Annotated in this window: 24 protein-coding genes and 5 tRNA genes; 12 read left to right on the top strand and 17 right to left on the bottom strand. The window is 69.8% G+C overall.

Going from position 1 to position 25,113, the window contains the following annotated elements; genetic code table 11:
* Positions 1-2: 2 nt before the first annotated feature.
* The 3 genes from DEJ48_RS11125 to DEJ48_RS11135 form a co-directional block, all read right to left on the bottom strand.
* A complete protein-coding gene (locus tag DEJ48_RS11125; RefSeq protein ID WP_150215992.1) occupies positions 3-1,160 on the bottom strand; it encodes a D-alanine--D-alanine ligase family protein in 1,158 nt (385 codons plus the stop codon).
* Between the two features lie 45 nt (positions 1,161-1,205).
* A complete protein-coding gene (locus DEJ48_RS11130; protein ID WP_411757529.1) occupies positions 1,206-2,156 on the bottom strand; it encodes an NAD(P)H-dependent glycerol-3-phosphate dehydrogenase in 951 nt (316 codons plus the stop codon).
* Between the two features lie 74 nt (positions 2,157-2,230).
* Positions 2,231-3,010, bottom strand: coding sequence for a lysophospholipid acyltransferase family protein (locus tag DEJ48_RS11135; RefSeq protein ID WP_150215993.1), 780 nt, complete (start codon positions 3,008-3,010; stop codon positions 2,231-2,233).
* A gap of 155 nt (positions 3,011-3,165) precedes the next feature.
* On the opposite strand from DEJ48_RS11135, the gene cofC reads away from it, so the two are divergent.
* Positions 3,166-3,801, top strand: a complete 636-nt coding sequence (gene cofC, locus DEJ48_RS11140; protein WP_190537328.1) for a 2-phospho-L-lactate guanylyltransferase — start codon at positions 3,166-3,168, stop codon at positions 3,799-3,801.
* A 28-nt stretch (positions 3,802-3,829) separates the two neighbouring features.
* A complete protein-coding gene (locus DEJ48_RS39670; protein WP_190537332.1) occupies positions 3,830-4,033 on the top strand; it encodes a hypothetical protein in 204 nt (67 codons plus the stop codon).
* 87 nt (positions 4,034-4,120) lie between these two features.
* On the opposite strand, the gene DEJ48_RS11145 is transcribed toward DEJ48_RS39670, so the two are convergent.
* The 4 genes from DEJ48_RS11145 to leuC all read right to left on the bottom strand — a co-directional run bounded on the left by DEJ48_RS11145 (position 4,121) and on the right by leuC (position 7,478).
* Positions 4,121-4,819 (bottom strand): HU family DNA-binding protein, encoded by a 699-nt coding sequence (locus DEJ48_RS11145; protein ID WP_150215994.1) that lies wholly within the window; start codon positions 4,817-4,819, stop codon positions 4,121-4,123.
* A gap of 161 nt (positions 4,820-4,980) precedes the next feature.
* Positions 4,981-5,217, bottom strand: a complete 237-nt coding sequence (locus DEJ48_RS11150; protein ID WP_055564463.1) for a hypothetical protein — start codon at positions 5,215-5,217, stop codon at positions 4,981-4,983.
* Between the two features lie 237 nt (positions 5,218-5,454).
* Positions 5,455-6,048 (bottom strand): 3-isopropylmalate dehydratase small subunit, encoded by a 594-nt coding sequence (gene leuD / locus DEJ48_RS11155; RefSeq protein ID WP_150215995.1) that lies wholly within the window; start codon positions 6,046-6,048, stop codon positions 5,455-5,457.
* Positions 6,049-6,053: 5 nt separating this feature from the next.
* The gene (gene leuC, locus DEJ48_RS11160; RefSeq protein WP_150215996.1) at positions 6,054-7,478 is read right to left on the bottom strand and encodes a 3-isopropylmalate dehydratase large subunit; all 1,425 of its coding nucleotides are present in this window, start codon (positions 7,476-7,478) and stop codon (positions 6,054-6,056) included.
* A gap of 180 nt (positions 7,479-7,658) precedes the next feature.
* Here leuC and ndgR point away from each other — a divergent pair, with 180 nt between their 5' ends.
* Positions 7,659-8,378: an IclR family transcriptional regulator NdgR gene (ndgR, locus tag DEJ48_RS11165; protein ID WP_055564460.1), complete on the top strand. Its 720-nt coding sequence runs from the start codon at positions 7,659-7,661 to the stop codon at positions 8,376-8,378.
* Between the two features lie 115 nt (positions 8,379-8,493).
* Here the strand turns inward: ndgR and DEJ48_RS11170 are convergent, their stop codons facing one another.
* The gene (locus DEJ48_RS11170; RefSeq protein WP_190537334.1) at positions 8,494-8,979 is read right to left on the bottom strand and encodes a DUF4188 domain-containing protein; all 486 of its coding nucleotides are present in this window, start codon (positions 8,977-8,979) and stop codon (positions 8,494-8,496) included.
* A gap of 106 nt (positions 8,980-9,085) precedes the next feature.
* On the opposite strand from DEJ48_RS11170, the gene DEJ48_RS11175 reads away from it, so the two are divergent.
* On the top strand, positions 9,086-9,742 hold the full coding sequence (locus DEJ48_RS11175; protein WP_190537336.1) for a MerR family transcriptional regulator: 657 nt from the start codon (positions 9,086-9,088) through the stop codon (positions 9,740-9,742).
* Between the two features lie 42 nt (positions 9,743-9,784).
* Here DEJ48_RS11175 and DEJ48_RS11180 read toward each other — a convergent pair.
* From DEJ48_RS11180 to DEJ48_RS11220, 9 genes are all read right to left on the bottom strand, one after another.
* Positions 9,785-9,857: transfer RNA gene (locus DEJ48_RS11180), tRNA-Glu, on the bottom strand.
* Positions 9,858-9,885: 28 nt separating this feature from the next.
* Positions 9,886-9,957, bottom strand: a tRNA-Gln gene (locus DEJ48_RS11185).
* Positions 9,958-9,988: 31 nt separating this feature from the next.
* Positions 9,989-10,061, bottom strand: a tRNA-Glu gene (locus DEJ48_RS11190).
* A 62-nt stretch (positions 10,062-10,123) separates the two neighbouring features.
* Positions 10,124-10,196, bottom strand: a tRNA-Glu gene (locus DEJ48_RS11195).
* Positions 10,197-10,256: 60 nt separating this feature from the next.
* Positions 10,257-10,328 (bottom strand) — tRNA-Gln (locus tag DEJ48_RS11200).
* Between the two features lie 87 nt (positions 10,329-10,415).
* Positions 10,416-11,144, bottom strand: a complete 729-nt coding sequence (locus DEJ48_RS11205; RefSeq protein ID WP_150215998.1) for an HAD family hydrolase — start codon at positions 11,142-11,144, stop codon at positions 10,416-10,418.
* 187 nt (positions 11,145-11,331) lie between these two features.
* Complete coding sequence (gltX, locus tag DEJ48_RS11210) at positions 11,332-12,810, bottom strand: glutamate--tRNA ligase (RefSeq protein ID WP_150215999.1); 1,479 nt, start codon at positions 12,808-12,810, stop codon at positions 11,332-11,334.
* Positions 12,803-13,591, bottom strand: coding sequence for a fumarylacetoacetate hydrolase family protein (locus DEJ48_RS11215; protein WP_150216000.1), 789 nt, complete (start codon positions 13,589-13,591; stop codon positions 12,803-12,805). Before DEJ48_RS11215 ends, gltX begins: the two co-directional genes overlap by 8 nt.
* Positions 13,592-13,670: 79 nt before the next feature.
* Positions 13,671-13,871, bottom strand: coding sequence for a hypothetical protein (locus tag DEJ48_RS11220; protein ID WP_150216001.1), 201 nt, complete (start codon positions 13,869-13,871; stop codon positions 13,671-13,673).
* A gap of 574 nt (positions 13,872-14,445) precedes the next feature.
* Here DEJ48_RS11220 and DEJ48_RS11225 point away from each other — a divergent pair.
* The 8 genes from DEJ48_RS11225 (at position 14,446) to DEJ48_RS11260 (ending at position 25,053) form a co-directional block, all read left to right on the top strand.
* Positions 14,446-18,408: a nitrate- and nitrite sensing domain-containing protein gene (locus DEJ48_RS11225; RefSeq protein WP_223831993.1), complete on the top strand. Its 3,963-nt coding sequence runs from the start codon at positions 14,446-14,448 to the stop codon at positions 18,406-18,408.
* Between the two features lie 9 nt (positions 18,409-18,417).
* Complete coding sequence (locus DEJ48_RS11230) at positions 18,418-18,831, top strand: roadblock/LC7 domain-containing protein (protein WP_030787430.1); 414 nt, start codon at positions 18,418-18,420, stop codon at positions 18,829-18,831.
* 140 nt (positions 18,832-18,971) lie between these two features.
* A complete protein-coding gene (locus DEJ48_RS11235) occupies positions 18,972-19,373 on the top strand; it encodes a DUF742 domain-containing protein (RefSeq protein ID WP_150172620.1) in 402 nt (133 codons plus the stop codon).
* The gene (locus DEJ48_RS11240) at positions 19,354-19,944 is read left to right on the top strand and encodes a GTP-binding protein (RefSeq protein WP_150172618.1); all 591 of its coding nucleotides are present in this window, start codon (positions 19,354-19,356) and stop codon (positions 19,942-19,944) included. Before DEJ48_RS11235 ends, DEJ48_RS11240 begins: the two co-directional genes overlap by 20 nt.
* A gap of 339 nt (positions 19,945-20,283) precedes the next feature.
* On the top strand, positions 20,284-23,379 hold the full coding sequence (locus tag DEJ48_RS11245) for a nitrate- and nitrite sensing domain-containing protein (protein WP_150216002.1): 3,096 nt from the start codon (positions 20,284-20,286) through the stop codon (positions 23,377-23,379).
* Between the two features lie 10 nt (positions 23,380-23,389).
* Positions 23,390-23,803 (top strand): roadblock/LC7 domain-containing protein, encoded by a 414-nt coding sequence (locus tag DEJ48_RS11250; RefSeq protein ID WP_055564496.1) that lies wholly within the window; start codon positions 23,390-23,392, stop codon positions 23,801-23,803.
* Between the two features lie 94 nt (positions 23,804-23,897).
* Complete coding sequence (locus DEJ48_RS11255) at positions 23,898-24,488, top strand: DUF742 domain-containing protein (protein WP_150216003.1); 591 nt, start codon at positions 23,898-23,900, stop codon at positions 24,486-24,488.
* Positions 24,469-25,053 (top strand): GTP-binding protein, encoded by a 585-nt coding sequence (locus DEJ48_RS11260; RefSeq protein ID WP_030361923.1) that lies wholly within the window; start codon positions 24,469-24,471, stop codon positions 25,051-25,053. The genes DEJ48_RS11255 and DEJ48_RS11260 overlap by 20 nt, the downstream gene beginning before the upstream one ends.
* Positions 25,054-25,113 lie beyond the last annotated feature (60 nt).

Genomic DNA, 25,113 nt, shown 5'->3' on the forward strand with positions numbered 1-25,113 from the left:
CGCTAGCGCAGGCCCGTGGAGCGGTTCAGGGCCGCCTGGATGAGCCGGTCCACCAGCTCGGGGTAGCTGACGCCGCTCTTCTCCCACATCTGCGGGTACATCGAGATGGGCGTGAAGCCCGGCATCGTGTTGATCTCGTTGATCACGAACCGGCCGTCCTCGGTGAGGAAGAAGTCCGCGCGCACCAGGCCCTCGCAGGACGCCGCCTCGAACGCCTCGACGGCGAGCCGCTGGATCTCCGCGGTCTCGTCGGGCGTCAGCGGGGCGGGCACGATCCCGGGCGCCGAGTCGATGTACTTCGCCTCGAAGTCGTAGTAGTCGTGCGCCTGTACGGGCGGGATCTCGGCGGGGACGCTCGCGCGCGGGCCGTCCTCGAACTCCAGGACGCCGCACTCGATCTCGCGGCCGCGCAGCAGCGCCTCGACGAGGATCTTCGGGTCGTGGTGCTGGGCCTCGGCGATGGCCTCGTCGAGGCCTTCGAAGGAGTCGACCTTCGTGATGCCGATCGAGGAGCCCGCGCGCGCGGGCTTGATGAACAGCGGGAAGCCGTGCTCGCCCGCGAAGTCCGCGATGCGCCGGCGGGCGCCCTCTTCGTCCTGCTGCCACTCGCGCGGGCGGATCACCAGGTACGGGCCGACGTTCAGCCCGAAGGAGGAGAACACCCGCTTCATGTAGTCCTTGTCCTGGCCGACGGCCGAGGCGAGGACTCCGGAGCCGACGTAGGGCACTCCGGAGAGTTCGAGCAGGCCCTGGAGGGTGCCGTCCTCTCCGTAGGGACCGTGCAGCATCGGGAAGACGACGTCGACCTCGCCGAGCGCCTTGGGCACGGAGCCGGGCTCGCTGTAGACGACCTCGCGGTTGCCGGGGTCCAGGGGCAGCACCACGCCGCCCTCCACGGAGTCGGCGAGGTCGGAGACGTTCGGCATCGTGCGGTCGGCGATGGCCATCCGCTCGGGCTCGTCGGCGGTGAGCGCCCACCGGCCGTCCGTGGTGATGCCGATCGGCAGGACGTCGTACTTGGTGCGGTCGATGGCGCGCAGCACGGCACCGGCCGTGACGACGGAGATGCCGTGCTCCGAGCTGCGGCCGCCGAACACGACGGCCACGCGCGGCTTGCGGAGCGGCTGCTCAGGGCTCTGGGGGAGGTTCTCGCTGCTCATATCGCGTTGAGAGTACCCGTTGGTCCCGAAGTAGTCAGGCGTGCCTCAGCGGCGCTCGGGCTTGGCACTGCGCGACATGAGGTCCTTGAGGGCGACCATCGGGGGTGTGCCCTCGTGCACGATGCCCACGACGGTCTCCGTGATCGGCATGTCGACGCCGTGCCTGCGGGCCAGATCGAGCACGGACTCGCAGGACTTGACGCCCTCGGCGGTCTGCTTGGTGACCGCGATGGTCTCCTCCAGGGTCATGCCCTTGCCGAGGTTGGTGCCGAAGGTGTGGTTGCGCGACAGCGGCGAGGAGCAGGTGGCCACCAGGTCGCCCAGGCCCGCGAGTCCGGAGAACGTCAGCGGGTCGGCGCCCATGGCGAGGCCGAGCCGGGTGGTCTCGGCGAGGCCGCGCGTGATGAGCGATCCCTTGGCGTTGTCCCCGAGGCCCATGCCGTCCGCGATGCCCACGGCGAGGCCGATGACGTTCTTGACGGCGCCGCCGAGTTCGCAGCCGACGACGTCGGTGTTCGTGTACGGGCGGAAGTACGGCGTGTGGCAGGCCGTCTGGAGACGCTGCGCGACGGCTTCGTCCCGGCAGGCGACCACGGCGGCGGCGGGCTGCCGCGCGGCGATCTCACGGGCCAGGTTGGGTCCGGTGACGACGGCGACGCGGTCCGAGGGGACCTTCGTGACGTCCTCGATCACCTCGCTCATCCGCATGGCGGAGCCCAGTTCGACGCCCTTCATGAGGGAGACGAGGACGGTCTCGGGGGCCAGCAGCGGCGCCCACTCGGCGAGGTTGCCGCGCAGCGTCTGCGAGGGCACGGCGAGGACCGTGAAGTCGGCGTCGGCCGCGGCCTCCGCGGGGTCGGAGGTCGCCCGGAGGTTCTCGGGGAGCCGCACGCCGGGGAGGTAGTCCGGGTTGGTCCGCGTGGAGTTGACGGCGTCGGCGAGTTCGGTGCGGCGGCCCCACAGGGTGACGTCGCAGCCCGCGTCGGCGAGCACCATGCCGAAGGCCGTACCCCAGGAGCCCGTTCCGAAGACGGCGGCCTTCACGGGGCGCGCCGAGTTCACGGGGTTCGTCACTTGCTGTCCTCCGAGGTGCTCTCCGCGGAGCCACGAGCGGTTCCGCGGTCTGCCTTGCGTCGTTGTTCCAGCCGTGCCCTGCGCGGGTCGTACGGCGTATCGGGGGCCTTCTCGCCCCTGACCTCCTCCAGGAGTTCGGTGATCGCGGCCATGATGGTCTCGGTCACCTCGCGCAGCACGTCGGGCGTCGGCTCCTTGTCGTAGAAGCGCGACAGGTCGACCGGTGCTCCCGCCTTCACCTGGAGGGTCTTGCGCGGGAAGAAGGCGGGCTTCTTGCTGTACGGCGGCAGGGCGAGGTTGGCGCCCCACTGGGCGACGGGGATCACCGGGCACTTGGTCTTGAGGGCGACCCGCGCGGCACCGGACTTGGCCGTCATCGGCCACATGTCGGGGTCCCTGGTGAGGGTGCCCTCGGGGTAGAAGGCGACGCACTCGCCGCGCTCGATGGCGTCGACGGCGGCACGGAAGGCGTCGAGGGCGTTCGTCGTCTCGCGGTAGACCGGGATCTGGCCCGTGCCCTTCATGACCTTGGCGACGAAGCCGCCCTTGAAAAGACCGTCCTTCGCCAGGAAACGCGGCACCCGTCCGGTGTTGTACTGGTAGTGCGCGTAGGAGAACGGGTCGATATGCGAGTTGTGATTCACCGCCGTGATGAATCCTCCGTCGGCCGGAATGTGTTCCATTCCACGCCAGTCCCGCTTGAACAGAACCACGAGCGGCGGTTTAGCGATGACCGCCGCCAGGCGGTACCAGAAGCCGATTCTGCGGCGGGACACTCGGACACCTTCCTCCATGAACCTGGTCGGCCGCACAAGTGTCGCCCCAGGCTGCCTGTCTGTCGAGAACACCGTACGCCCACCCCTTCCCGGCCACCCCGTGCACCGGCCCTCCAGCAGGTCACAATGGGCGCGAGGCGAAGGACGGAGCGCGCGTGCAGTGGACCCTGGTGATACCCCTGAAGCCGCTGGCGCGCGCCAAGAGCAGGCTCGCCGCCGCCTCCGGGGACGGTCTCCGGCCCGGCCTGGCCCTGGCGTTCGCGCAGGACACCGTGGCCGCCGCGGCGGCCTGCCGGGCGGTACGGGATGTGGTGGTCGTCACGGACGACGCCCTGGCGGGTCGTGAGCTCGCCGCGCTGGGCGCCCGGATCGTGCCGGACGAGCCGGGAGAGGGCCTGAACGCCGCTCTGGCGCACGGAGCGGCGTTCGTGCGTGCCGCGTGGCCGAAAGCGCCCGTGGCGGCCCTGAACGCCGATCTGCCGGCGCTGCGCCCGGTGGAATTGGCGCGGGCCCTTGACGGTGCCGTCCCATTTCCCCGCGCATTCCTTCCTGATGCCGAAGGAATCGGCACGACGTTGCTGTGCGCGGGGCCGGGTGCGGAATTGCGTCCCGCATTCGGAACGGACTCGCGGGCCCGGCACGCGGCGTCGGGCGCCCTGGAACTCTCGCTCGACGGCGTGGATTCCGTACGCCGGGACGTGGACACCGGAGAGGACCTGCGCGCCGCTCTCGTGCTCGGTGTGGGGCCCCGCACCGCCGAGACCGCGGCGGGCCTGCTCATTGCCGACTGAGTACGCCGAACTGAGTACGCTGCCTTCCATGCAGGCGACCGCGTACACGTATGACTCCGAGACCCGCAGCGGCAGTGTGCTGCTCGACGACGGGACTCCGGTGCCCTTCGAGGCCCCCGCGTTCGACGCGGGCGGGCTGCGGCTGCTGCGGCCGGGGCAGCGGGTGCGTATCGAGGCCGAGGGCGAGGGCGAGGCGCGCCGCATCACCCTGGTGACCCTGCAGACGTTCTGAGACGTCCGGGGACAGCGGGCCGGGCACACGACGCGGGCCGGGCTCCCCCGTGGGAGTCCGGCCCGGCGCGTGAGTGCCCTCGTGCCCCTACTTCTTGCGGGCCGTGGTCTTCTTGGCGGTCGTCTTGCGCGCCGTGGACTTCTTGGCGGGCGCCTTCTTGGCGGTGGCCTTCTTCGCCGGGGCGGTCTTCTTGGCCGTGGCCTTCTTCGCCGCCGGGGTGGCCTTCTTGGCGGTGGTCTTCTTCGCCGCCGGGGTCGCCTTCTTGGCCGTGGCCTTGGTGGCGGTCTTCTTGGCGGTGGCCTTCTTCGCCGCTGCCTTCTTCGCCGTCGCCGTGGTCTTCTTGGCGGTGGCGGTGGTCTTCTTGGCCGTGGTCTTCTTCGCCGTGGCCTTCGTGGCGGTCTTCTTGGCGGTGGCCTTCTTCGCCGCTGCCTTCTTGACCGTCGCCGAAGCGCCGCCGGACAGGCTGCCCTTGGGCGCCTTCTTGACCGCGACGTCGTTCTTGGGGAGCTTCTTCGAGCCGCTCACCAGGTCCTTGAAGCCCTGTCCGGCACGGAAGCGCGGAACGGAGGTCTTCTTGACCCGGACGCGCTCCCCGGTCTGCGGGTTGCGGGCGTAACGGGCCGGGCGGTCGACCTTCTCGAACGAGCCGAAACCGGTGACCGAAACCCGGTCACCGCTGACCACGGCACGGACGACGGCGTCCAGGACCGCGTCGACGGCGTCGGCGGCCTGCTGGCGGCCGCCCACCTTGTCGGCAATCGCTTCTACGAGCTGCGCCTTGTTCACGTCTTCCCCTTCGGAGACATTGCCGGGAGCGAAATACTCCGGCTTTTTCGCACGTTAGGCAGATATATACCGCAAATCAAACACGAAACGGGCTAATCACCCTTGTGCCGCAACGAAGTGGCCCATCTCGGAGTTCCTCGAAGGTCCGTTGAGGCTGCGACTCAGCCGTCTTGGGGGAATCGGCCCTCGTCTGCTTCGTCGAGGGACGCCATCAATCGCTCCAGACGCCTTGCCGCATCGGCGAGATCGTGTTTGGCCGCGGCCGTAATGACCAGCAGCTTCCGGGTCAGCGCCATCCGTACGCCCTCCGGGACTTGCAGTGCGCGCACTCGTGAGTGCGCTTCCTTCAGTTGGTCCGCGACGAGCCCGTAGAGCTCGAGTTGGCTGTCACGTCCCATGCACCGATTGTGCCATCTGGGGCGAGTTGTCGCCTCCGCAGGGGGTAACTGCCGCCGTCCGCCGCCTTCCTGAGGGTACCCCGTCGCGCCGAGTACAAGGGGATTTCCAGCCTCTTCTTCCTTCCCGGGTACGGGAGTTGAGACCACCCGTTCAGGTCAGCCGGTACCCGGCAGGGCCGCACACAGACGTACCCCCAACCGTTCACGATTGGGGGTACGTCGGGGTGTTGCGAGGTGTCAGACCTGCACGGTCCGCGGCTTGTAAGAGGGCCGTCCGGACTCGTACGCGGCGATGTCCGGCTCGTTCTGCAGGGTGATGCTGATGTCGTCCAGGCCGTTCAGCAGGCGCCAGCGGGCGTTCTCGTCGAGCTCGAAGTCGGCGGTGATGCCCTCCGCGCGGACCTGGCGGTCCTCCAGGTCGACCGTGATCTCGGCCTGCGGGTCCCGCTCCGTCAGCTCCCAGAGCGCGTCCACGACCTTCTGGTCGAGCACCACGGTGAGCAGGCCGTTCTTCAGCGAGTTGCCCCGGAAGATGTCGGCGAAGCGGGAGCTGATGACGGCCTTGAAGCCGAAGTTCTGCAGCGCCCAGACGGCGTGCTCACGGGAGGAGCCGGTGCCGAAGTCGGGTCCCGCGACCAGGACGGTGGAGCCCTGTCGCTCCGGACGGTTGAGGACGAACTCGGAGTCCTTGCGCCAGGCCTCGAAGAGCCCGTCCTCGAACCCGTCCCTGGTGACCTTCTTGAGCCAGTGAGCAGGGATGATCTGGTCGGTGTCGACGTTGCTGCGGCGCAGCGGAACGGCCCGGCCGGTGTGCTTGGTGAATGCTTCCATGGTTCTCAGACTCCGGCGGTCACGGGGGCGTCGGACAGGTCGGCGGGCGAGGCGAGGTGGCCGGTGACCGCGGTGGCCGCGGCGACCTGCGGGGAGACCAGGTGGGTGCGCCCGCCCTTGCCCTGCCTGCCCTCGAAGTTGCGGTTCGATGTGGACGCCGAGCGCTCGCCGGGAGCCAGTTGGTCGGGGTTCATGCCCAGGCACATCGAGCAGCCCGCGTGCCGCCATTCGGCGCCGGCGCCGGTGAAGACCTTGTCCAGGCCCTCCTCCACGGCCTGCAGGGCGACCCGGACCGAGCCGGGGACGACCAGCATCCGTACGCCGTCGGCGACTTTGCGGCCCTCGACGATGGAGGCGGCCGCGCGCAGGTCCTCGATACGGCCATTGGTGCACGAGCCTACGAAGACGGTGTCGACCTTGATGTCGCGCAGCGGCTGCCCGGCGGTCAACCCCATGTACTCCAGGGCCTTTTCGGCGGCGTACCGCTCCGAAGCGTCTTCGTACGAAGCCGGGTCGGGGACGCTCGCCGAAAGCGGCGCTCCCTGGCCGGGGTTGGTGCCCCAGGTGACGAACGGCGCCAGCGAGGCGGCGTCGATGTAGACCTCGGCGTCGAAAACGGCGTCGTCGTCGGTCTTCAGGGTCTTCCAGTACGCCACCGCGGCGTCCCAGTCCTCGCCCCGCGGGGCGTGGGCACGGCCCTCGATGTAGTCGAAGGTCGTCTGGTCGGGGGCGATCATCCCGGCGCGGGCGCCGGCCTCGATGGACATGTTGCAGATGGTCATCCGCGCCTCCATCGAGAGCTTCTCGACGGCGGAGCCGCGGTACTCCAGGACGTACCCCTGGCCGCCGCCGGTGCCGATCTTCGCGATGATGGCGAGGATCAGGTCCTTGGCCGTGACGCCGTCGGGCAGTTCGCCGTCGACGGTGATGGCCATGGTCTTGGGGCGGGCCATCGGCAGCGTCTGGGTGGCCAGGACGTGCTCGACCTGGGAGGTGCCGATGCCGAACGCCAGCGCGCCGAAGGCGCCGTGGGTGGAGGTGTGCGAGTCGCCGCAGACCACCGTGGTGCCGGGCTGCGTCAGTCCCAGCTGCGGTCCCACCACGTGGACGACGCCCTGCTCGACGTCGCCCAGCGGGTGCAGGCGTACGCCGAATTCGGCGCAGTTCTTGCGCAGCGTCTCCAGCTGGGCCCGCGAGACCGGGTCGGCGATCGGCTTGTCGATGTCGAGGGTCGGGGTGTTGTGATCCTCGGTGGCGATGGTGAGGTCGAGCCGCCGCACCGGCCGGCCGGCCTGACGGAGGCCGTCGAAGGCCTGGGGGCTGGTCACCTCGTGCAGCAGGTGCAGATCGATGAAGAGGAGGTCGGGCTCGCCCTCGGCGCGCCGGACGACGTGGTCGTCCCAGACCTTCTCCGCGAGTGTCCTACCCATCGCTTTCCCTCCGACCGGCCGCTTCGCCGGCCCAACTAGAGAATCCGTTCGCCGACGCGCGTACCCCTCGTGCCGCGCCTCGGCCGCCGATCCGTTGGTCCGCGGATCGCTCGTACAGAGTGGCGCGTCTCGCAGAAAATTGAACTTGCGTTTCACAGAGTGAGACGGGAGTATCGACGCATGGACAACTCTAGCGGCGTAGGCGTCCTCGACAAGGCGGCCCTTGTCTTGAGCGCTCTGGAGTCCGGTCCGGCCACCCTCGCGGGCTTGGTCGCGGCCACCGGGCTCGCACGACCCACGGCCCACCGGCTGGCCGTGGCACTGGAACACCACCGGATGGTGGCTCGGGACATGCAGGGCCGTTTCATTCTCGGCCCCCGCCTCTCGGAGCTCGCGGCGGCGGCGGGCGAGGACCGTCTGCTCGCCACGGCGGGCCCGGTCCTGACCCACCTGCGCGACGTCACGGGCGAGAGCGCGCAGCTCTACCGCCGCCAGGGCGACATGCGCATCTGCGTGGCCGCGGCCGAGCGCCTCTCGGGCCTCAGGGACACCGTCCCGGTCGGCTCGACGCTCACGATGAAGGCGGGCTCGTCGGCCCAGATCCTGATGGCGTGGGAGGAGCCGGAGCGTCTGCACCGCGGCCTCCAGGGCGCCCGCTTCACCGCCACGGCCCTTTCGGGTGTACGCCGCCGGGGCTGGGCCCAGTCGATCGGCGAGCGCGAGCCGGGCGTCGCGTCCGTCTCCGCGCCGGTGCGGGGCCCTTCGAACCGCGTGGTCGCCGCCGTCTCGGTCTCCGGGCCGATCGAGCGCCTGACCCGCCACCCCGGCCGCATGCACGCCCAGGCGGTCATCGACGCCGCCGGACGCCTCTCGGAGGCCCTGCGCCGCTCCGGCGGCTGACACCCTGGCGCGCCGGGAGCGCCCACTCGTACACAGCGCCGGAAGAAGCCGCCTCAACGCCGCGGCAGCCTCTTCCGGCGCTTTTCTGTGCCCCGGCCGACCTCGGCCGGTGGAGTCAGACCGCCGTCAGACGGTCGGCGGCCCGCTCCCCGCGACGGCCGACCGGGATGACACCGGTGGCCGCGCCCAGGCCGAACGGCGGCATGTTCACGTACACCTGCTCATGGGCACCGGCCGGCACCACGAACGTCTCGTGCCAGAAGCCGACCTTGCCCCGGCCCTCCCTGATGCGCCGGTTGAAGGCCGCCCACGCGGGCCGATGCGCCTTGTCCTGTGCGGTCGAATACGCCAGGAGCTTCTCCTGCGACTCCCAGTACTGGACCACGTACACCACGCGCGTCCCACCGAACAGGAGCCGGTAGCCCAGCATTCCGCTCTCCCGGTCCCGCGACAGCTCCTTCAGCATGCGCGGCATCGCCCTGAAGACGGGCCACCAGCTGCGGACGGCGCGGAAGGCATTGATGCGCATCCCGATGTGGAAGACGACCACGTCGCCTTCCGCCTCGGCGGTCATGCGCCCTTCGATCGGCTTGCTGCTCATGACGGTTCCCCCTTGACGGAGCTCGGGCCGAACGTTGGATAGTTCCGCTATCCATGTTTGGATAGTGGCACTCTCCAAAGAGGAGCGCAAGAGGAGGCACGAACCGATGAGACTGGCGGAACTGAGCCGGCGCAGCGGGGTCCCCACGGCCACGATCAAGTACTACCTGCGCGAGGGGCTGCTCCCGCCGGGCCACCGCGTAACGGCGACGCAGGCCGAGTACGACGACGCCCACTTGCAGCGGCTCCGGCTCGTGCGGGCACTGGTCCAGGTGGGCCGGGTGCCGATCGCGTCGGCGCGCGAGGTGCTCACGGCCCTTGAGGACGACTCGCTGGACCACAACTCCCGCCTGGGAACGGCGGTATGGGCCCTGCCGCACGGTCCGGAGTCCGCCGCGGCCGACCCGGCCGAGGACGCGGCGCGCCACACGGTGGACGCGCTGCTGGAGCGCCTCGGCTGGCGGAACGCCCAGGGATACGGGGCCAAGTCGCCGGCCTACCGGATGCTGGTGACCGCCGTGGGCACCCTGGCCCGGCTCGGATACCCGTGCGACGTGGCGGACTTGGCGCCGTACGCGCGCGCGGGGCGGCAACTGGCCGACGCGGACCTCGACTTGATCGAGCGGTACGAGTCGCCGGACGAGCAGTTGGAGGCGGCGGTCGCACTCACGGTGCTCTACGAGCCGGTCCTGCTGAGCCTGCGCCGCATGGCCCAGGCCGAGGAGTCCAACCGGCGCTACGGGCAGAAGGAACCGCGGGAATGACGAGAGGGCCCTCCCTGACGGGAAGGCCCTCTGCCGTACTTGTACCCCCGACCGGATTCGAACCGGCGCTACCGCCTTGAGAGGGCGGCGTGCTAGGCCGCTACACAACGGGGGCAAGGATCTTGTGTTGCCACACTATCCAGCTGGGCTACCAGGACTCGAACCTAAACTAACGGAACCAGAAACCGTCGTGCTGCCAATTACACCATAGCCCAATGTGGTCTAGACCAAGTCTAGGACCTACAGTACCCCCGACCGGATTCGAACCGGCGCTACCGCCTTGAGAGGGCGGCGTGCTAGGCCGCTACACAACGGGGGCCCTAGCGATCCTGCATCAGTGACAGTGGGTGCGACCCGATCTGTCCCCGCGGGAAGGATCTGTACCCCCGACCGGATTCGAACCGGCGCTACCGCCTTGAGAGGGCGGCGTGCTAGGCCGCTACACAACGGGGGCATTGTGGATGTGCTCCACAGGTTGCGGATGAGATCCGCAGGTGCAGATGAGCTCTGCGAGCTGGCCTACCAGGACTCGAACCTAGACTAACGGAACCAGAAACCGTCGTGCTGCCAATTACACCATAGGCCATCAAAGCGCCACCCCTTGACGGGGTTTTGTTTGACTTGCGCTTCCCGGCCGGACCTTTCGGCCCTCTCGGGCGGCGCAGGAAGAACATTACCCGAAGGTGGACGGCGCTCCAAAACGGGTATCCGCCCGCAGCAGCGCGGGGAGCTCGGAGAGCGCCCTGATGCGGTGCACGCCCGTCGGGCCGTCCCCCGTCGAGCCGTTGCGGTCGAGCCAGATCCCGAGCAGGCCGGCGTCCCTGGCGCCCCTCGCGTCGATCTCCGGCTGGTCGCCGACGTAGGCGATCTCGGCGGGCGCGAGGCCGAGGTGGGCGCAGACGGCGAGGAACGCCTCGGCGGCGGGCTTGGAGACGCCCAGGTCGGCGGCGCACAGCACGGCCTCGAAGCGGTCGCGCACGCCGAGGACGGTCAGCTTGCGGTCCTGGACGACCAGCGCGGAGTTGGAGAGCACCGCGTGGCGGTACTCACCGGCGAGCTCGTCCAGGGTGGGGAGGGTGTCGGGGAAGAGGGACCAGGCTGATTCGTAGTGACCGACGTAACGCTCGAACCAGGCGTCGGCGTCGTCGTCGGAGAGGGCCGGGGCGTCCATGAAGTCGCGCACGCGGTCGCGGCGCTGCTCCTGGAAGGTCACTCCCCCGGCGCCGAAGCGGGCCCAGTGGCGCTCGGTGAGCTCCCGCCACCGGTCGAGCGCACGCTCCGCCGACTCGTACCGCTCCAGGAGCCCCTCCGCCGTGAGGTGCGCGTGCATACCGGTGCTGTCGGCACGCGCGTAGTCGAAGATCGTGTCATCGATGTCCCAGACCACGGCTTTGATCGGCATGTCTCCGACGGTAACCGCAGGCACGGCTCCCGGCTGGGGGTTCGGGGGTTATCCCCCGATGAATGCAGTGTCGATGTCCCAGACCACGGCTTTGATCGGCATGTCTTGACCGTAAACGAAGGACCCGGGAGCCGTGGAGGCTTCCGGGTCCTTCGTTTACGTACGCCCTGCTCGCGCGGTTACGCGCTTACGCGGTCAGCTTCGCCAGGGCCGCGTCGATGCGGGTGAGCGCCTTCTCCTTGCCCAGGATCTCCAGGGACTCGAAGAGGGGCAGGCCGATGGTGCGGCCGGTGACGGCGACGCGGACCGGGGCCTGCGCCTTGCCGAGCTTGAGGCCGTGCTCCTCGCCGGCGGCCAGGACGGCCTCCTTGAGGGACTCGGGGGAGGTCCAGTCGGCCGCGTCCAGCTTGGCGCGGGCCGTACGCAGGAGCGCGTCGGAGCCCTCCTTCATCGCCTTCGTCCAGGACGGCTCGTCGAAGACCGGCTCCGCGCGGAACAGGAAGTCGACGTTGTCCGTGATCTCGGAGAGGACCTTGAGGCGGGTCTGCGCGTGGGGCGCGATGGCCTGCCAGGCCGCCTCGTCGAACTCCTCGGGCGCCCAGTTGGCGTGCGGGGCCTTCAGCCAGGGCTCGCACGCCTCGGCGAAGGTCTTCACGTCCAGCATGCGGATGTGGTCGGCGTTGATCGCCTCGGCCTTCTTCAGGTCGAAGCGGGCCGGGTTCGCGTTCACGTCCGCGAGGTCGAACTTCGCGACCATGTCGGGGATCGAGAAGACGTCCTGGTCCGCCGAGAACGACCAGCCCAGGAGGGACAGGTAGTTCAGGAGGCCCTCGGGGAGGAAGCCGCGCTCGCGGTAGAGGTTGAGCGACGCCTGGGGGTCGCGCTTGCTCAGCTTCTTGTTGCCCTCGCCCATGACGTACGGGAGGTGGCCGAACTCGGGGATCGCCTTGGCGATGCCGAGCTCGATCAGCGCCTTGTAGAGGGCGATCTGGCGGGGGGTGGAGGAGAGGAGGTCCTCGCCGCGCAGGACGTGGGTGATCTCCATCAGCGCGTCGTCGACCGGGTTGACCAGCGTGTACAGCGGGGCGCCGTTCGCCCGGACGATGCCGTAGTCCGTCACGTTCTCGGCCTGGACGGTGATCTCGCCGCGGACCAGGTCGGTGAAGGTGGTGGCCTCGTCGGGCATCCGGAAGCGGATGATGTGCTTGCGGCCCTCGGCCTCGTACGCCTGGATCTGCTCGGCGGTGAGGTCGCGGCAGTGGCCGTCGTACCCGGACGGCTTGCCGGCGGCGCGGGCGGCCTCGCGGCGGGCGTCCAGCTCCTCGGTGGTGCAGTAGCAGGGGTACGCGTACCCGCCGTCGATCAGCTTGGCGGCGACGTCCTTGTAGATCTCCATGCGCTGCGACTGGCGGTACGGCGCGTGCGGGCCGCCGACCTCGGGGCCCTCGTCCCAGTCGAAGCCCAGCCAGCGCATCGAGTCGAGCAGCTGCTCGTACGACTCCTCGGAGTCGCGGGCCGCGTCGGTGTCCTCGATGCGGAAGACCAGGGTGCCCTCGTTGTGCCGGGCGTAGGCCCAGTTGAAGAGAGCGGTGCGGACCAGACCCACGTGGGGGTTGCCGGTCGGCGAGGGACAGAACCGTACGCGTACGGGGGTCGCGTTAGCCACGCTTGATCACCCTGTTGGTGAGAGTGCCGATGCCTTCGATGGTGACGGCGACCTCGTCGCCGACGTTGAGCGGGCCGACCCCTGCCGGGGTGCCCGTGAGGATGACGTCGCCGGGGAGCAGCGTCATGGCCTCGGAGATGTGCACGATCAGGTCCTCGACGGAGCGGACCATCTCGGTCGTACGTCCCAGCTGGCGCTGTTCGCCGTTGACCGTGCACTGGATGGTGAGGTCGGAGGGGTCGAGGTCGGTCTCCACCCAGGGGCCGAGCGGGCAGGACGTGTCGAAGCCCTTGGCCCTGGCCCACTGGTTCTCGCGCTTCTGCACGTCACGCGCGGTGACGTCGTTCGCGCAGGTGTAGCCGAGGATGACGTCACGGGCGCGCTCGCGCGGGACCTCGCGGCACATGCGGCCGATGACGACGGCGAGCTCGGCCTCGTGGTGCACCTCCTGCGAGAAGGAGGGATACACGATGGCGTCGCCGGGGCCCGCCACGGAGGTGGACGGCTTGAAGAAGGCGACCGGGATGTCGGGGACCTCGTTGCCGAGCTCCGCCGCGTGCTCCGCGTAGTTGCGGCCGATGGCCACGACCTTGTTGGGGAGCACCGGCGGCAGCAGCCTGACCTTGCTCAGCGGGACCTTCGTGCCGGAGAGCTCGAAGTCCGCGAACGGGATGCCCTTGATGATGTCGAGGACAAGACCGTCGGTCGTTCCCGGGGGGCTTTCGCCCTCGACCGCGCCGAAGGCGACGTTGCCGTCGATGGAGAACCTGGCGATGCGCACGTGTGCCTCGGCCCCTTGCTGGAATGGATGAGTCTGACGCTCCAGGCTAACGCGGCAAGGGGTGCCGACCTCGCGTGATTCAGCCCGCCACGGGGGTGGCCTGCTCCGGGGCGTCCATCAGGATCGTGCGCTTGGGGTTGGCGGTCTGCGTCGGCAGTTCGACGGCGTGCTCCGGGCGCTCGGCCGCGGCCTGGACCTCGTCCGCGTCCGTGAGGTGCGCGAGAGTGGTGCGGCGCGGGTTGGCTATGTTGCGGAACATCGTCGACTTCACAGTCTTCATCTGCTGTTCGGACCTTGTCGGTTGTGCGTCGCGCGAACGGACGCGGCTTGTCGGATTCGCCATCCCTGTAAAGCGTCAGGCTAAACATCCAATTCCCGGCCAAAGTCCGGAAGACGCCATGATCTTCGTGTGAGTTTGCTCACGAGGGAGCGGACAAAAGGGTCAATTCAGGCCCAGAGTCGACCAGTTGGAAACGGACATTGCGCCACTGAAGGCACCATTCCGCTCCTGATCATGAAGACTGGGACACCCCCCACCCGTAGAAGCTTTGTGGGGATGAGTCCGTTTTTTACTAGATCACTTTCTACGTCTCGTGACTCCGCACTCACAACGCGTCACGTAGCTCGCGGCGCGACACACGGGCCTTGTTGGAGATCCTGCACTGTGCTGGAATTCCCGGGACCGCCGCGGGATCGAACCGGCGCGCAGGGGCGCAACGCAGCGCCGAGTGGCGGCGGGGAGGGGGAGCAAGCGCCGGTCACTCACGACCACCCATGGGGCGCTGCCGCCCCACGACGCCGACACCGTCCCGCCGTTACCCGGCAGGACGCCTGGTCCAGAGGTTGCGACGCTAGTGCAGGGACGTTTCAAGAGGGATGGCAAGGGGTCTCCCCAGGCCGACCGCGGCCGAGGGGATGCTCCGGCGGAGCCGGAGCGTGGCTCCTCGCCCCAGCACGCCCAGAACCCCGGCCCGGGCTCGCCCGGCGACAGCGGCCCCGGCGCCGCGCGCCAAGGTGCCGTCGGCAGCGGCTCGACGGCCGCCCCGGCCAAGGGCAAGAGCAAGGGCAAGAGCGCGTCCGGAGCCGCGACACCCCCCGGCCCCGGCTCGCGAATAGCCCTGCGCAACTGGCGCATCTCCACCCGACTGGTCTCGCTGCTCGCGCTCCCCGTGATCACCGCGACCTCGCTCGGCGCGCTCCGCATCAACTCGTCCCTGGACGAGATCGAGCAGCTCGACAACATGAAGCTGCTCACCGAGATGACCAAGCAGGCCACGGAGCTGGCCGCCGCGCTCCAGGAGGAGCGCGACAAGTCCGCGGGCCCCCTCGCGCACGGCGCGACCGCCTCGGACTACACGGTCAAGGGCGCGCGGGACAAGACCGACCGCGTCTACCGCAACTTCCTCCAGGGCACCCAGGACCTCAACGACACCGACGGCGAGAAGGGCCTCCTCGGCGTCCGGCACAGCGCGGTCCAGATCACCCAGCAGCTCCAGGGCATCAACGACGTCCGCAAGAAGGCCTTCCAGGACGAGAAGTCCACCTCGCAGACCGTCGAGGCCTACAGCCAGCTCGTCGAGCAGCTCCTGAAGCTCTCTCAGGACATGGCGCAGGCGACGAGCAACCCGGACATGATCCAGCGCACGCGTTCGCTGGCCGCGTTCTCCTCCGCCAAGGAGTACGCGTCCGTCCAGCGCGCGATCATCGCCGCGGCCCTGCCGGCCAACGACAGCGACTACGGCAAGATCTCCGAGACCGACCGCACCTTCGGCCTCAGCGCCAACGAAAAGGAGCGCTCGGAGCTCCAGACGTTCAGCAAGATCTACGCGGGCAACGCCGGTGAGCTGACCAAGCCCATCGACGGCGGCAACCCCGCGGTCAAGGCCGCCAACGAGTACGCCAAGCGCGTCCTCGAGCAGGAGGGCGGCATCAAGCTCCAGGACAAGCGGTCCTACAAGGACTGGATCGACAACGACACGACCAAGATCGACGCGATGGCGAAGATCGAGCTGACGCTCCTCGGCGAGATGGAGCAGAAGGCTCGCGAGCTGCGCAACGAGTCGGAGCAGTCGGCCATCCTCAACGGTGCGCTGATCCTGCTCGTGCTCGGCGTCTCGCTCATCGGCGCGTTCGTCGTGGCCCGGTCCATGATCCGCTCGCTGCGCCGCCTCCAGGACACCGCGACCAAGGTCGCCCAGGACCGCCTGCCCGAGCTGGTCAAGCAGCTCTCGGAGTCGGACCCGCAGGACGTGGACACGTCGGTGGAGTCCGTGGGTGTGCACTCGCGCGACGAGATCGGCCAGGTGGCCGCGGCCTTCGACGACGTGCACCGCGAGGCCGTCCGCCTCGCCGCCGAGCAGGCCCTCCTGCGGGGCAACGTCAACGCGATGTTCACCAACCTCTCGCGCCGTTCGCAGGGCCTCATCCAGCGCCAGCTCTCGCTCATCTCCGAGCTGGAGTCGCGCGAGGCCGACCCGGACCAGCTGTCCTCGCTCTTCAAGCTCGACCACCTCGCGACCCGCATGCGCCGTAACGGTGAGAACCTGCTGGTTCTGGCCGGTGAAGAGCCCGGCCGCCGGTGGACCCGACCCGTTCCGCTCGTGGACGTGCTGCGTGCCGCCGCGTCCGAGGTGGAGCAGTACGAGCGCATCGAACTCTCCTCGGTCCCCGCGACCGAGGTCGCCGGACGCGTCGTCAACGACCTCGTGCACCTCCTCGCCGAGCTGCTCGAGAACGCGACCTCGTTCTCCTCGCCGCAGACCAAGGTCAAGGTCACCGGTCACGCGCTGCCCGACGGCCGCGTGCTGATCGAGATCCACGACACCGGCATCGGCCTCTCGCCCGAGGACCTCGCGGCGATCAACGAGCGGCTCGCGTCGCCGCCCACTGTGGACGTCTCGGTCTCGCGCCGCATGGGTCTGTTCGTGGTCGGCCGTCTGTCGCAGCGCCACGGCATCCGCATCCAGCTCCGCCCGTCCGACTCCGGCGGCACGACCGCGCTGGTCATGCTTCCCGTCGACGTCGCCCAGGGCAAGAAGATGCCGGGCAAGCCCGGTGCGCCCGGTGCGACCGGCGGTCCCGCCGCGGCTCAGGCCGCCGCGGGTGCCGCGGCCGCGCGACGCGGTGTCGGTCCCGGCGGCAACGGTGGTCCCGGCCAGGGCGGTGGCCCCGGCCGCGGTGGTCCCGCGCTCGGCGGCGGGCCCGGCGGTGGCCAGGGCGGTCCCGGACTGCTCGGTGCCGGTGCGCCGCGCCAGCAGGTCGCGGGCTCGGGTCCGCGCGCCGCGCTGCCCTCTCGTGACACCGGTCAGCAGCGTCAGCCCGGTGGTCCGCAGGCCGGTGGTCCCCAGGCCGGTGGCCCGCAGAGCGGTCAGCCGGTGGCTCCGCAGGGCAACCAGCCGGTGCGCGGGCAGGGCGGACAGGGCAACCAGTCGCAGGGCGGTCAGCCCGGTCAGCCCCAGGGCGGCCGTGGCGGCAACGCGCCGCAGCCTCCGGTGCCCCAGCAGCGTACGAACGCCATGAACCCGCCGTCGGACGCCGGTGACCAGGGCCGCAGGCCCCAGCTGCCGCCCCGCGGCGGGCCGCGCGCCGAGCTGCCCGGGGGCAACCCGCAGCCGCGCGTGCCCAGCTGGAGCGACGAGAACGCGCAGCCGCAGGTGTCGCGCGAGCCCTTCGACACCCCCCGGGGACACGAGGAGCACGAGACCAGCGGTCAGTTCCCGCAGCCCACGGCCGCGCCGTACGACCGGCAGGGCCCCGGCTCCACCGCGGAGTTCGCCCGCCCGGACTTCGACGGTCCGCCGCCCGGCACCGCCGCGCCGCAGGACGCGGGCTCGACCGGCCAGTTCGTCCGCTCGGACGTCTTCGGCGGAACGGGCGCGCCCCGGCGCGGCCAGCAGCCAGGCCGTCCGGCCGCGCCGCAGAACCAGAACCAGAACCAGCAGCAACAGCAGAACCAGCAGCAGAACCCGGGCAACGGCTTCGCGCAGCAGGGCGGTCGGGAGAACCCCGACTACACCGTGCCGCGTCCGCCGGCCCCCCGCCGCGGCCAGCACGACCCCAACCAGGGCTTCCCGCAGCAGCAGGGCCAGGGCATGGGTCAGGCGCCGCAGCAGGACCGGCAGCACCAGCCGAACCCGCAGCAGGACCCGCTGAACCAGCAGCACGACGCGCTGAACCAGCAGCAGGACCCGCTGAACGCGCAGCTGCCGCTGCCGCCGGGCGGCCCCGACGACGGTCGTACCCCGCTGTTCGACACACTGGAGACCAACTGGTTCCAGCAGCAGAACCAGCAGAACCAGCAGAACCAGCACGCGGCGCAGCAGCAGCCCGCACAGCAGGAGCGCCAGGAGCCGCAGAACCGGCAGCCCGCGCGGCAGGACCAGCAGCAGGGTGCCCCGGCCCCCGAGGCCGGTCCGCGCCACGCCCCCGAGCCGCCGCAGCGTCCGCTCCCCTCGCGCCCCCAGCGCCAGGAACCGGCCGCCGCTCCCGCGGAGCCGGGCGGCACCAACGGCGCGGGCATGCCGAGCGGCTGGCGCTCCTCCCCCAACGACGAGCTGGGCCGGCAGGCCGAGCGCGTCCGGCAGCCCTCCGCGGGCGGCGTCACCACATCCGGACTGCCGCGTCGCGTCCCGCGGGCCAACCTGGTCGCGGGCACGGCACAGCAGCAGCAGGACAGCACAGGTCCGCAGGTTTCGCGTGCACCCGAAGAAGTACGCGGCCGGCTGACGAATCTCCGTCGGGGCATCCAGCAGGGTCGCCAGGCCGGCACCGGCCAGACCGGTAGTTTCCCTCGCCCCACTCACCAGCAGGAGCGTTAGTTGAGTCCGATGAGCCAGGCGGCACAGAATCTGAACTGGTTGATCACCAACTTCGTGGACAACACCCCCGGGGTGTCCCACACGGTCGTGGTCTCCGCCGACGGCCTCCTTCTGGCCATGTCCGAGGGGTTCCCGCGTGACCGCGCCGACCAGCTCGCCGCGGTCGCCTCGGGGCTGACCTCGCTGACCGCGGGCGCCTCCCGGATCTTCGAGGGCGGCACCGTCACGCAGACGGTGGTGGAGATGGAGCGGGGGTTCCTCTTCATCATGTCCGTCTCGGACGGTTCGTCCCTGGCCGTGCTGGCGCACCCCGAGTGCGACATCGGCCTCGTCGGGTACGAGATGGCCCTCCTCGTCGACCGCGCGGGTGCCGTCCTCACCCCGGACCTCCGCGCCGAACTGCAGGGCAGCCTGCTCCACTAGCCCGGAGCACGCTCCGAAGCCTCACCCTTCGGCCGCCCCACCGACCGAACGTACTGACCAACCGTCCGGCCGCCACACTGCCCCCACCGGCTCTGTCAGACGGCACACGCAGATGACCTGCTGTCCCGCCCGGAGGATCCATGACCCCGCCCACCGCCTCTCACAACCCGTACGGCGATGCCTCGTACGGAATGGAGGGCGACCAGCCGCTGGTGCGTCCTTACGCGATGACCGGCGGCCGGACACGGCCCCGCTACCAGCTCGCGATCGAGGCGCTGGTGAGCACCACGGCCGACCCGGCCCAGCTGATGGGTCTGCTCCCCGAGCACCAGCGGATCTGCCACCTGTGCCGTGAGGTCAAGTCGGTGGCCGAGGTCTCGGCCCTGCTCGCGATGCCGCTCGGCGTGGCCCGGATCCTCGTGGCGGACCTGGCCGAGGCCGGGCTCGTCGCCATCCATCAGCCCGGCGGCGACGAGAACGCCGGTGGCCAGCCTGACGTGACACTGCTCGAAAGGGTGCTCAGTGGACTTCGCAAGCTCTAGCGGTTCGGGCACGGACGCGGCCCGTTCCACCACCTCCGCGAAGATCGTGGTGGCGGGCGGCTTCGGCGTGGGCAAGACCACGTTCGTCGGGGCGGTCTCCGAGATCAACCCGCTGCGCACCGAGGCCGTCATGACGTCCGCGTCCGCGGGCATCGACGACCTGACCCACACCGGAGACAAGACCACCACGACGGTGGCCATGGACTTCGGCCGCATCACCCTGGACCAGGACCTGATCCTGTACCTCTTCGGCACGCCCGGACAGGACCGCTTCTGGTTCATGTGGGACGACCTCGTCCGTGGCGCGATCGGAGCGGTCGTCCTCGTGGACACGCGCCGCCTCGCCGACTGCTTCCCCGCGGTCGACTACTTCGAGAACTCCGGGCTCCCCTTCGTCATCGCCCTCAACGGCTTCGACGGCCACCAGCCCTACACCCCCGACGAAGTCCGCGAAGCACTCCAGATCGGACCCGGTACGCCGATCATCACGACGGACGCGCGACACCGTGCGGACGCAAAGAGTGGCTTGATCACGCTGGTCGAGCACGCACTTATGGCACGTCTCAAGTAGGCAGGTCCATACGGCAGTTGCCGTAGTCCATCTGGAGCGATCTGTGTCCTTTGACACGGCCCGTAACGGTGTTCATAACGTTTCGACAGAGAATTGCCCGGTGACAGACACGCGTCGCGGTCACCTGGTGTCGCTGTGCTCACAAGAGCCCCGCCTTTTGGCGGGGCTCGCTCTTTATGACCGTTTTATCTGAGGCTTACACCACTCGGGGGCCGCGCTTTCCACTGTTTGGAAGAGCAGCCCCTGACGTGCTGGAATGCGCTGAACTGCCCAGTAGCACGGGCCTTGGAGACGACAGCGGCACGACGTGAGTGCCGCCGCCGAGAGGTTGTTGGTCGAGTGAGGCGAAGCAAGCCGAGCCCCGCGGCATCCCCCACCGGGGACACGCGGGGCAACTTCACCCCGCCGCCGCGCACAGCGGCGTCCCCCGTCGACGTGGCCGCAGGGCCGGGCAACGAGCCCCCCGCGTCTTCCGGCGGACGGATGTCCCCCCGCAACTGGCGCGTGCCGACCCGCCTGAACGCGATCCTGCTCATACCCGTGCTCGTGGGCCTGGTCATGGGCGGTTTCCAGGTCAAGGGCTCCATCGACACCTGGAGCGAGGCCCAGGACGCCGAGAACACCGCCCGCCTCGTGCGGGCGTCGCTGAACTACGGCAACCGTCTCATCGAGGAGCGCGACATCACCGCCGCTCCGCTGCTGAGCGGCAAGCGCAACGACGCCACGGTCATCAAGGCGCGCAAGGCCACCGACAAGGCAGCCGCCGAGTTCAAGTCCGCGACGGAGAGCATGCCGGACAAGGAGGGCCTCAACCGTCGTCTCGACGCCTTCCACAAGGTCGAGCCGAAGCTCGGCCCGCTGCGTCAGGCCGCGTACACCACCAAGCTTCCCGGTGTGAAGACCGAAGAGGGCTACGTCGCCATCCAGCACCCGCTGATGGAGTTCGCCAACGAGCTCGGTCTGGGCACCGGCAACATCACCAGCTACGGCCGCACCGTCTACGCGATCTCCCTCTCCAAGGCAGCGCTCTCCCTGCAGCGGTCCATCGGCACGCACCTCCTGGTGGAGCCGGGCCCCGGCACCGGTTCGTTCACGCTCCAGCGCACCTCGTTCTCCTCGTACGCCTACCTGGAGCGCATCGCCATCGAGGAGTACACCGGCGGCGGCACCCCCGAGGACGTCGCCAAGCTGGAGGCGGCCAAGAAGGAGCTGGCGGCCGCCGCCAAGAAGCAGGGCGGCCCGGCCCTCTCGCAGGACAAGATGGTCGCGGCCATCGCCACCATGCCGAGCACCCAGCCGAGCGCCCGCGTCGAGCTGGCCGGCAAGGGCATCACGCGTGAGGCCTGGTGGGCCACCACCACCGCCAAGTTCGACGCGTACCGCACCATCGAGTCGGACCTCGCCGACAAGGCCGTGGACGAGGCGTCCGACATCGCCGCCAACGCCCAGCGCAACGCCTACATCACCGGCGCCATCGTCGTCCTCGCGCTGCTCGCCGCGTTCATCCTGGCCGGGCTCATGGCCCGCCAGATGTCGAAGTCGATGCGCCGGCTGCGCACCGCCGCCTTCGGCATCGCCGAGCAGCGTCTGCCGATGCTGGTCGACCAGCTGTCGCGCACCGACCCGGGCCGCGTCGACACCCGCGTGCAGCCCATCCCGATCAACTCCACGGACGAGATCGGCGAGGTCGCCCGCGCCTTCGACCAGGTGCACCGCGAGGCCGTGCGGCTCGCCGCCGAGCAGGCGCTGCTCCGCGGCAACATCAACGCGATCTTCACCAACCTGTCGCGCCGCAACCAGTCGCTGATCGAGGGCCAGCTGACCCTCATCACCGACCTGGAGAACAACGAGGCCGACCCGGACCAGCTGGAGAACCTCTTCCGCCTGGACCACCTGGCGACCCGTATGCGCCGCAACGGCGAGAACCTCCTCGTCCTCTCCGGCGAGGAGCCGGGCCGCCGCTGGGACCAGCCGGTCCCGCTGGTCGACGTGTTGCGCGCCGCCTCCTCCGAGGTGGAGCAGTACGAGCGCATCGAGCTGGAGGGCGTGCCGGAGGCCGAGATCCACGGCCTCGCCGTGACCGACCTCGTGCACCTGCTCGCCGAGCTCCTGGAGAACGCGACGACGTTCTCCTCGCCGCAGACCAAGGTGCGGGTCACCGCGACCCGGCTGCCCGACGGCCGCGTCATGGTCGAGATCCACGACAAGGGCATCGGCCTCACCGCCGAGGACTTCGCGGACATCAACCACAAGCTGGCCAACCCGCCGACCGTGGACGCCGCGATCTCGCAGCGCATGGGCCTGTTCGTGGTCGGCCGCCTCTCCGACCGGCACGGCATCCGCGTGCAGCTGCGCCCCTCGGGCGAGCAGGCGGGCACGACGTCGCTGGTCATGCTGCCGGACGCGATCACGCACGGTGGCGGTGGCGAGCACGCCTCGCAGGACCCCGAGTTCACGGTCTCCTCGATCATCCCGGAGCAGCAGGCGCTGGCGCCCGAGCCGATGCGCACCGCCGCCGAGCTGGGCTTCGACGACAGCCGCTACCACGGTGACGGCTCCGAGGGGCAGCACGAGCTGGACCCGGTCGGCCGCTCGCTCATGCGTGAGGAGCGCCGCGCGGCCCTGGAGGCGCAGGCCCAGCAGCCCGGCGCTCACCGTCCGCTCTTCCGCGACGAGGTCGAGCCGCAGCAGAGCGGCTACGAGCAGCAGGCCCCGGCCTACGACGACCAGCAGCAGGTCGCGTACGACCAGGGCGTGCGGTACGACAACGAGCAGTACGCCACCGGTCAGTACCCGGCCCCGCAGTACGCCGAGGACGGTTACCGCGAGGAGCAGTACAGGACCGAGCAGTACCCGGCGGATCAGCAGTACTACCAGGACCAGCAGATCGCCTATCCGGAGCGCTCCGGTCAGGACGACTGGCCCTCCGCCGACGGCTATCAGCCGGAGTACGGCCAGGAAGCGGAATCTGCGCAGGCGGACCACACGGCCGACGCCGAGCGCGTAGGCTTCGACCGGCCGGGTCCGGCGCCGTCCGTCGTCCACGACATGACCGACGCGGGCCTCCCCCGCAGGGGTTCCTCCGGCGCGAACGGCAACGGAAGCGGCCACGGCGGTTCGCCCGCCGCGAGCGAGGGCCAGGACGACTGGCGCTCGTCCAACGACGAGCGCTGGCAGCGAGCCGAGCGCCTCAAGGAGCCGAAGGCGGGCGGGGTCACCTCGTCGGGGCTCCCGCGGCGGGTGCCCAAGGCCAATCTGGTCGAGGGCACCGCGGAACAGACCCCACAGGGCGGCCCCCAGGTCTCCCGCGACCCCGAGGACGTGCGGGGCAGGCTGAGCAACCTACGCCGCGGCGTCCAGCGGGGCCGCAGCGCAGGAAGTGACACGAATGGCCAGGGCTTCAGCCCTGATAGCACCTACAACCAGGAGCGTTAGTGTGAGCCCGATGAGCCAGGCGGCGCAGAACCTCAACTGGTTGATCACCAACTTCGTGGACAACACCCCCGGGGTGTCCCACACGGTGGTGGTCTCCGCCGACGGACTCCTCCTCGCGATGTCCGAGGGCTTCCCCCGCGACCGCGCGGACCAGCTCGCGGCCGTCGCCTCGGGTCTGACCTCGCTGACCGCGGGGGCGTCCCGGATCTTCGAGGGCGGCTCCGTGACCCAGACCGTTGTGGAGATGGAGCGAGGATTTCTCTTCATCATGTCCATCTCCGACGGCTCCTCGCTCGCCGTTCTCGCCCACCCGGATGCGGACATCGGTCTCGTTGGGTACGAAATGGCACTTCTTGTCGATCGTGCGGGCACGGTACTCACTCCGGACCTCCGCGCGGAGCTCCAGGGGAGCCTTCTCAACTAACAGACAGACGGTGCGTTTTCGCGCCTCGTGGCCGTAAGGTTCGGGACGCGGCTCCACAGTGATGGTGCCCGGCACAGTTGGAGGAGGAAGCAACGTGGCAACACCCCCAGACGGTTCGTCATCGGCGAACTGGTCCCCTGGCCACGGCCAGGGCGGCCAGCACGACGGCGGCCCGAACAGGTACAACTTCCCCTCCGCTCCGAGCCACCGCCGCCAGCCGTACGCGCAGCCCCAGCAGCCCGGGCCGCGTCCGTACGACCAGGGCACCCCGGCGCGTGCGCCCCGTATCCAGCCCGTACAACCCCAGCGGCGCGCCCCCGAACCGGCGCCCGCGGGGTCGGCGAACAACCCCCTGGTGCGCCCGTACGCCATGACGGGCGGCCGCACCAGGCCCCGTTACCAGCTCGCCATCGAGGCACTGGTGCACACCACGGCACAACCGCATCAGTTGCAGGGCCAGTTGCCCGAGCATCAGCGCATCTGCAACCTGTGCCGGGAGATCAAGTCGGTCGCCGAGATCTCGGCGCTGCTCTCCATCCCCCTCGGCGTCGCCCGGATCCTCGTAGCCGACCTGGCGGAGGCCGGGCTCGTCGCCATCCATCAGCCCGGCGGCGACGAGACCGCCGGCGGCCAGCCAGACGTGACACTGCTCGAAAGGGTGCTCAGTGGACTTCGCAAGCTCTAGCGGCGGAGCAACAGCCCGCTCCACCACCAGCGCGAAAATCGTGGTGGCGGGCGGCTTCGGCGTGGGCAAGACCACGTTCGTCGGGGCGGTCTCTGAGATCAACCCGCTGCGCACCGAGGCCGTCATGACGTCCGCGTCCGCGGGCATCGACGACCTGACCCACACCGGAGACAAGACCACCACGACGGTGGCCATGGACTTCGGCCGCATCACCCTGGACCAGGACCTGATCCTGTACCTCTTCGGCACGCCCGGACAGGACCGCTTCTGGTTCATGTGGGACGACCTCGTCCGTGGCGCGATCGGAGCGGTCGTCCTGGTCGACACCCGCCGCCTCGCCGACTGCTTCCCCGCGGTCGACTACTTCGAGAACTCCGGGCTCCCCTTCGTCATCGCCCTCAACGGCTTCGACGGCCACCAGCCCTACACCCCCGACGAAGTCCGCGAAGCACTCCAGATCGGACCGGACACCCCGATCATCACGACCGACGCGCGACACCGCGCGGACGCGAAGAGCGCGCTGATCACGCTGGTCGAGCACGCGCTGATGGCGCGGCTCCGATAGCGCTCCGTCCCACCTTTTCCCGTACGCGGATGAGGGCCCGCACGCTTCGGCGTGCGGGCC

Source organism: Streptomyces venezuelae, from assembly GCF_008642315.1.
GTDB lineage: Bacteria > Actinomycetota > Actinomycetes > Streptomycetales > Streptomycetaceae > Streptomyces > Streptomyces venezuelae_D.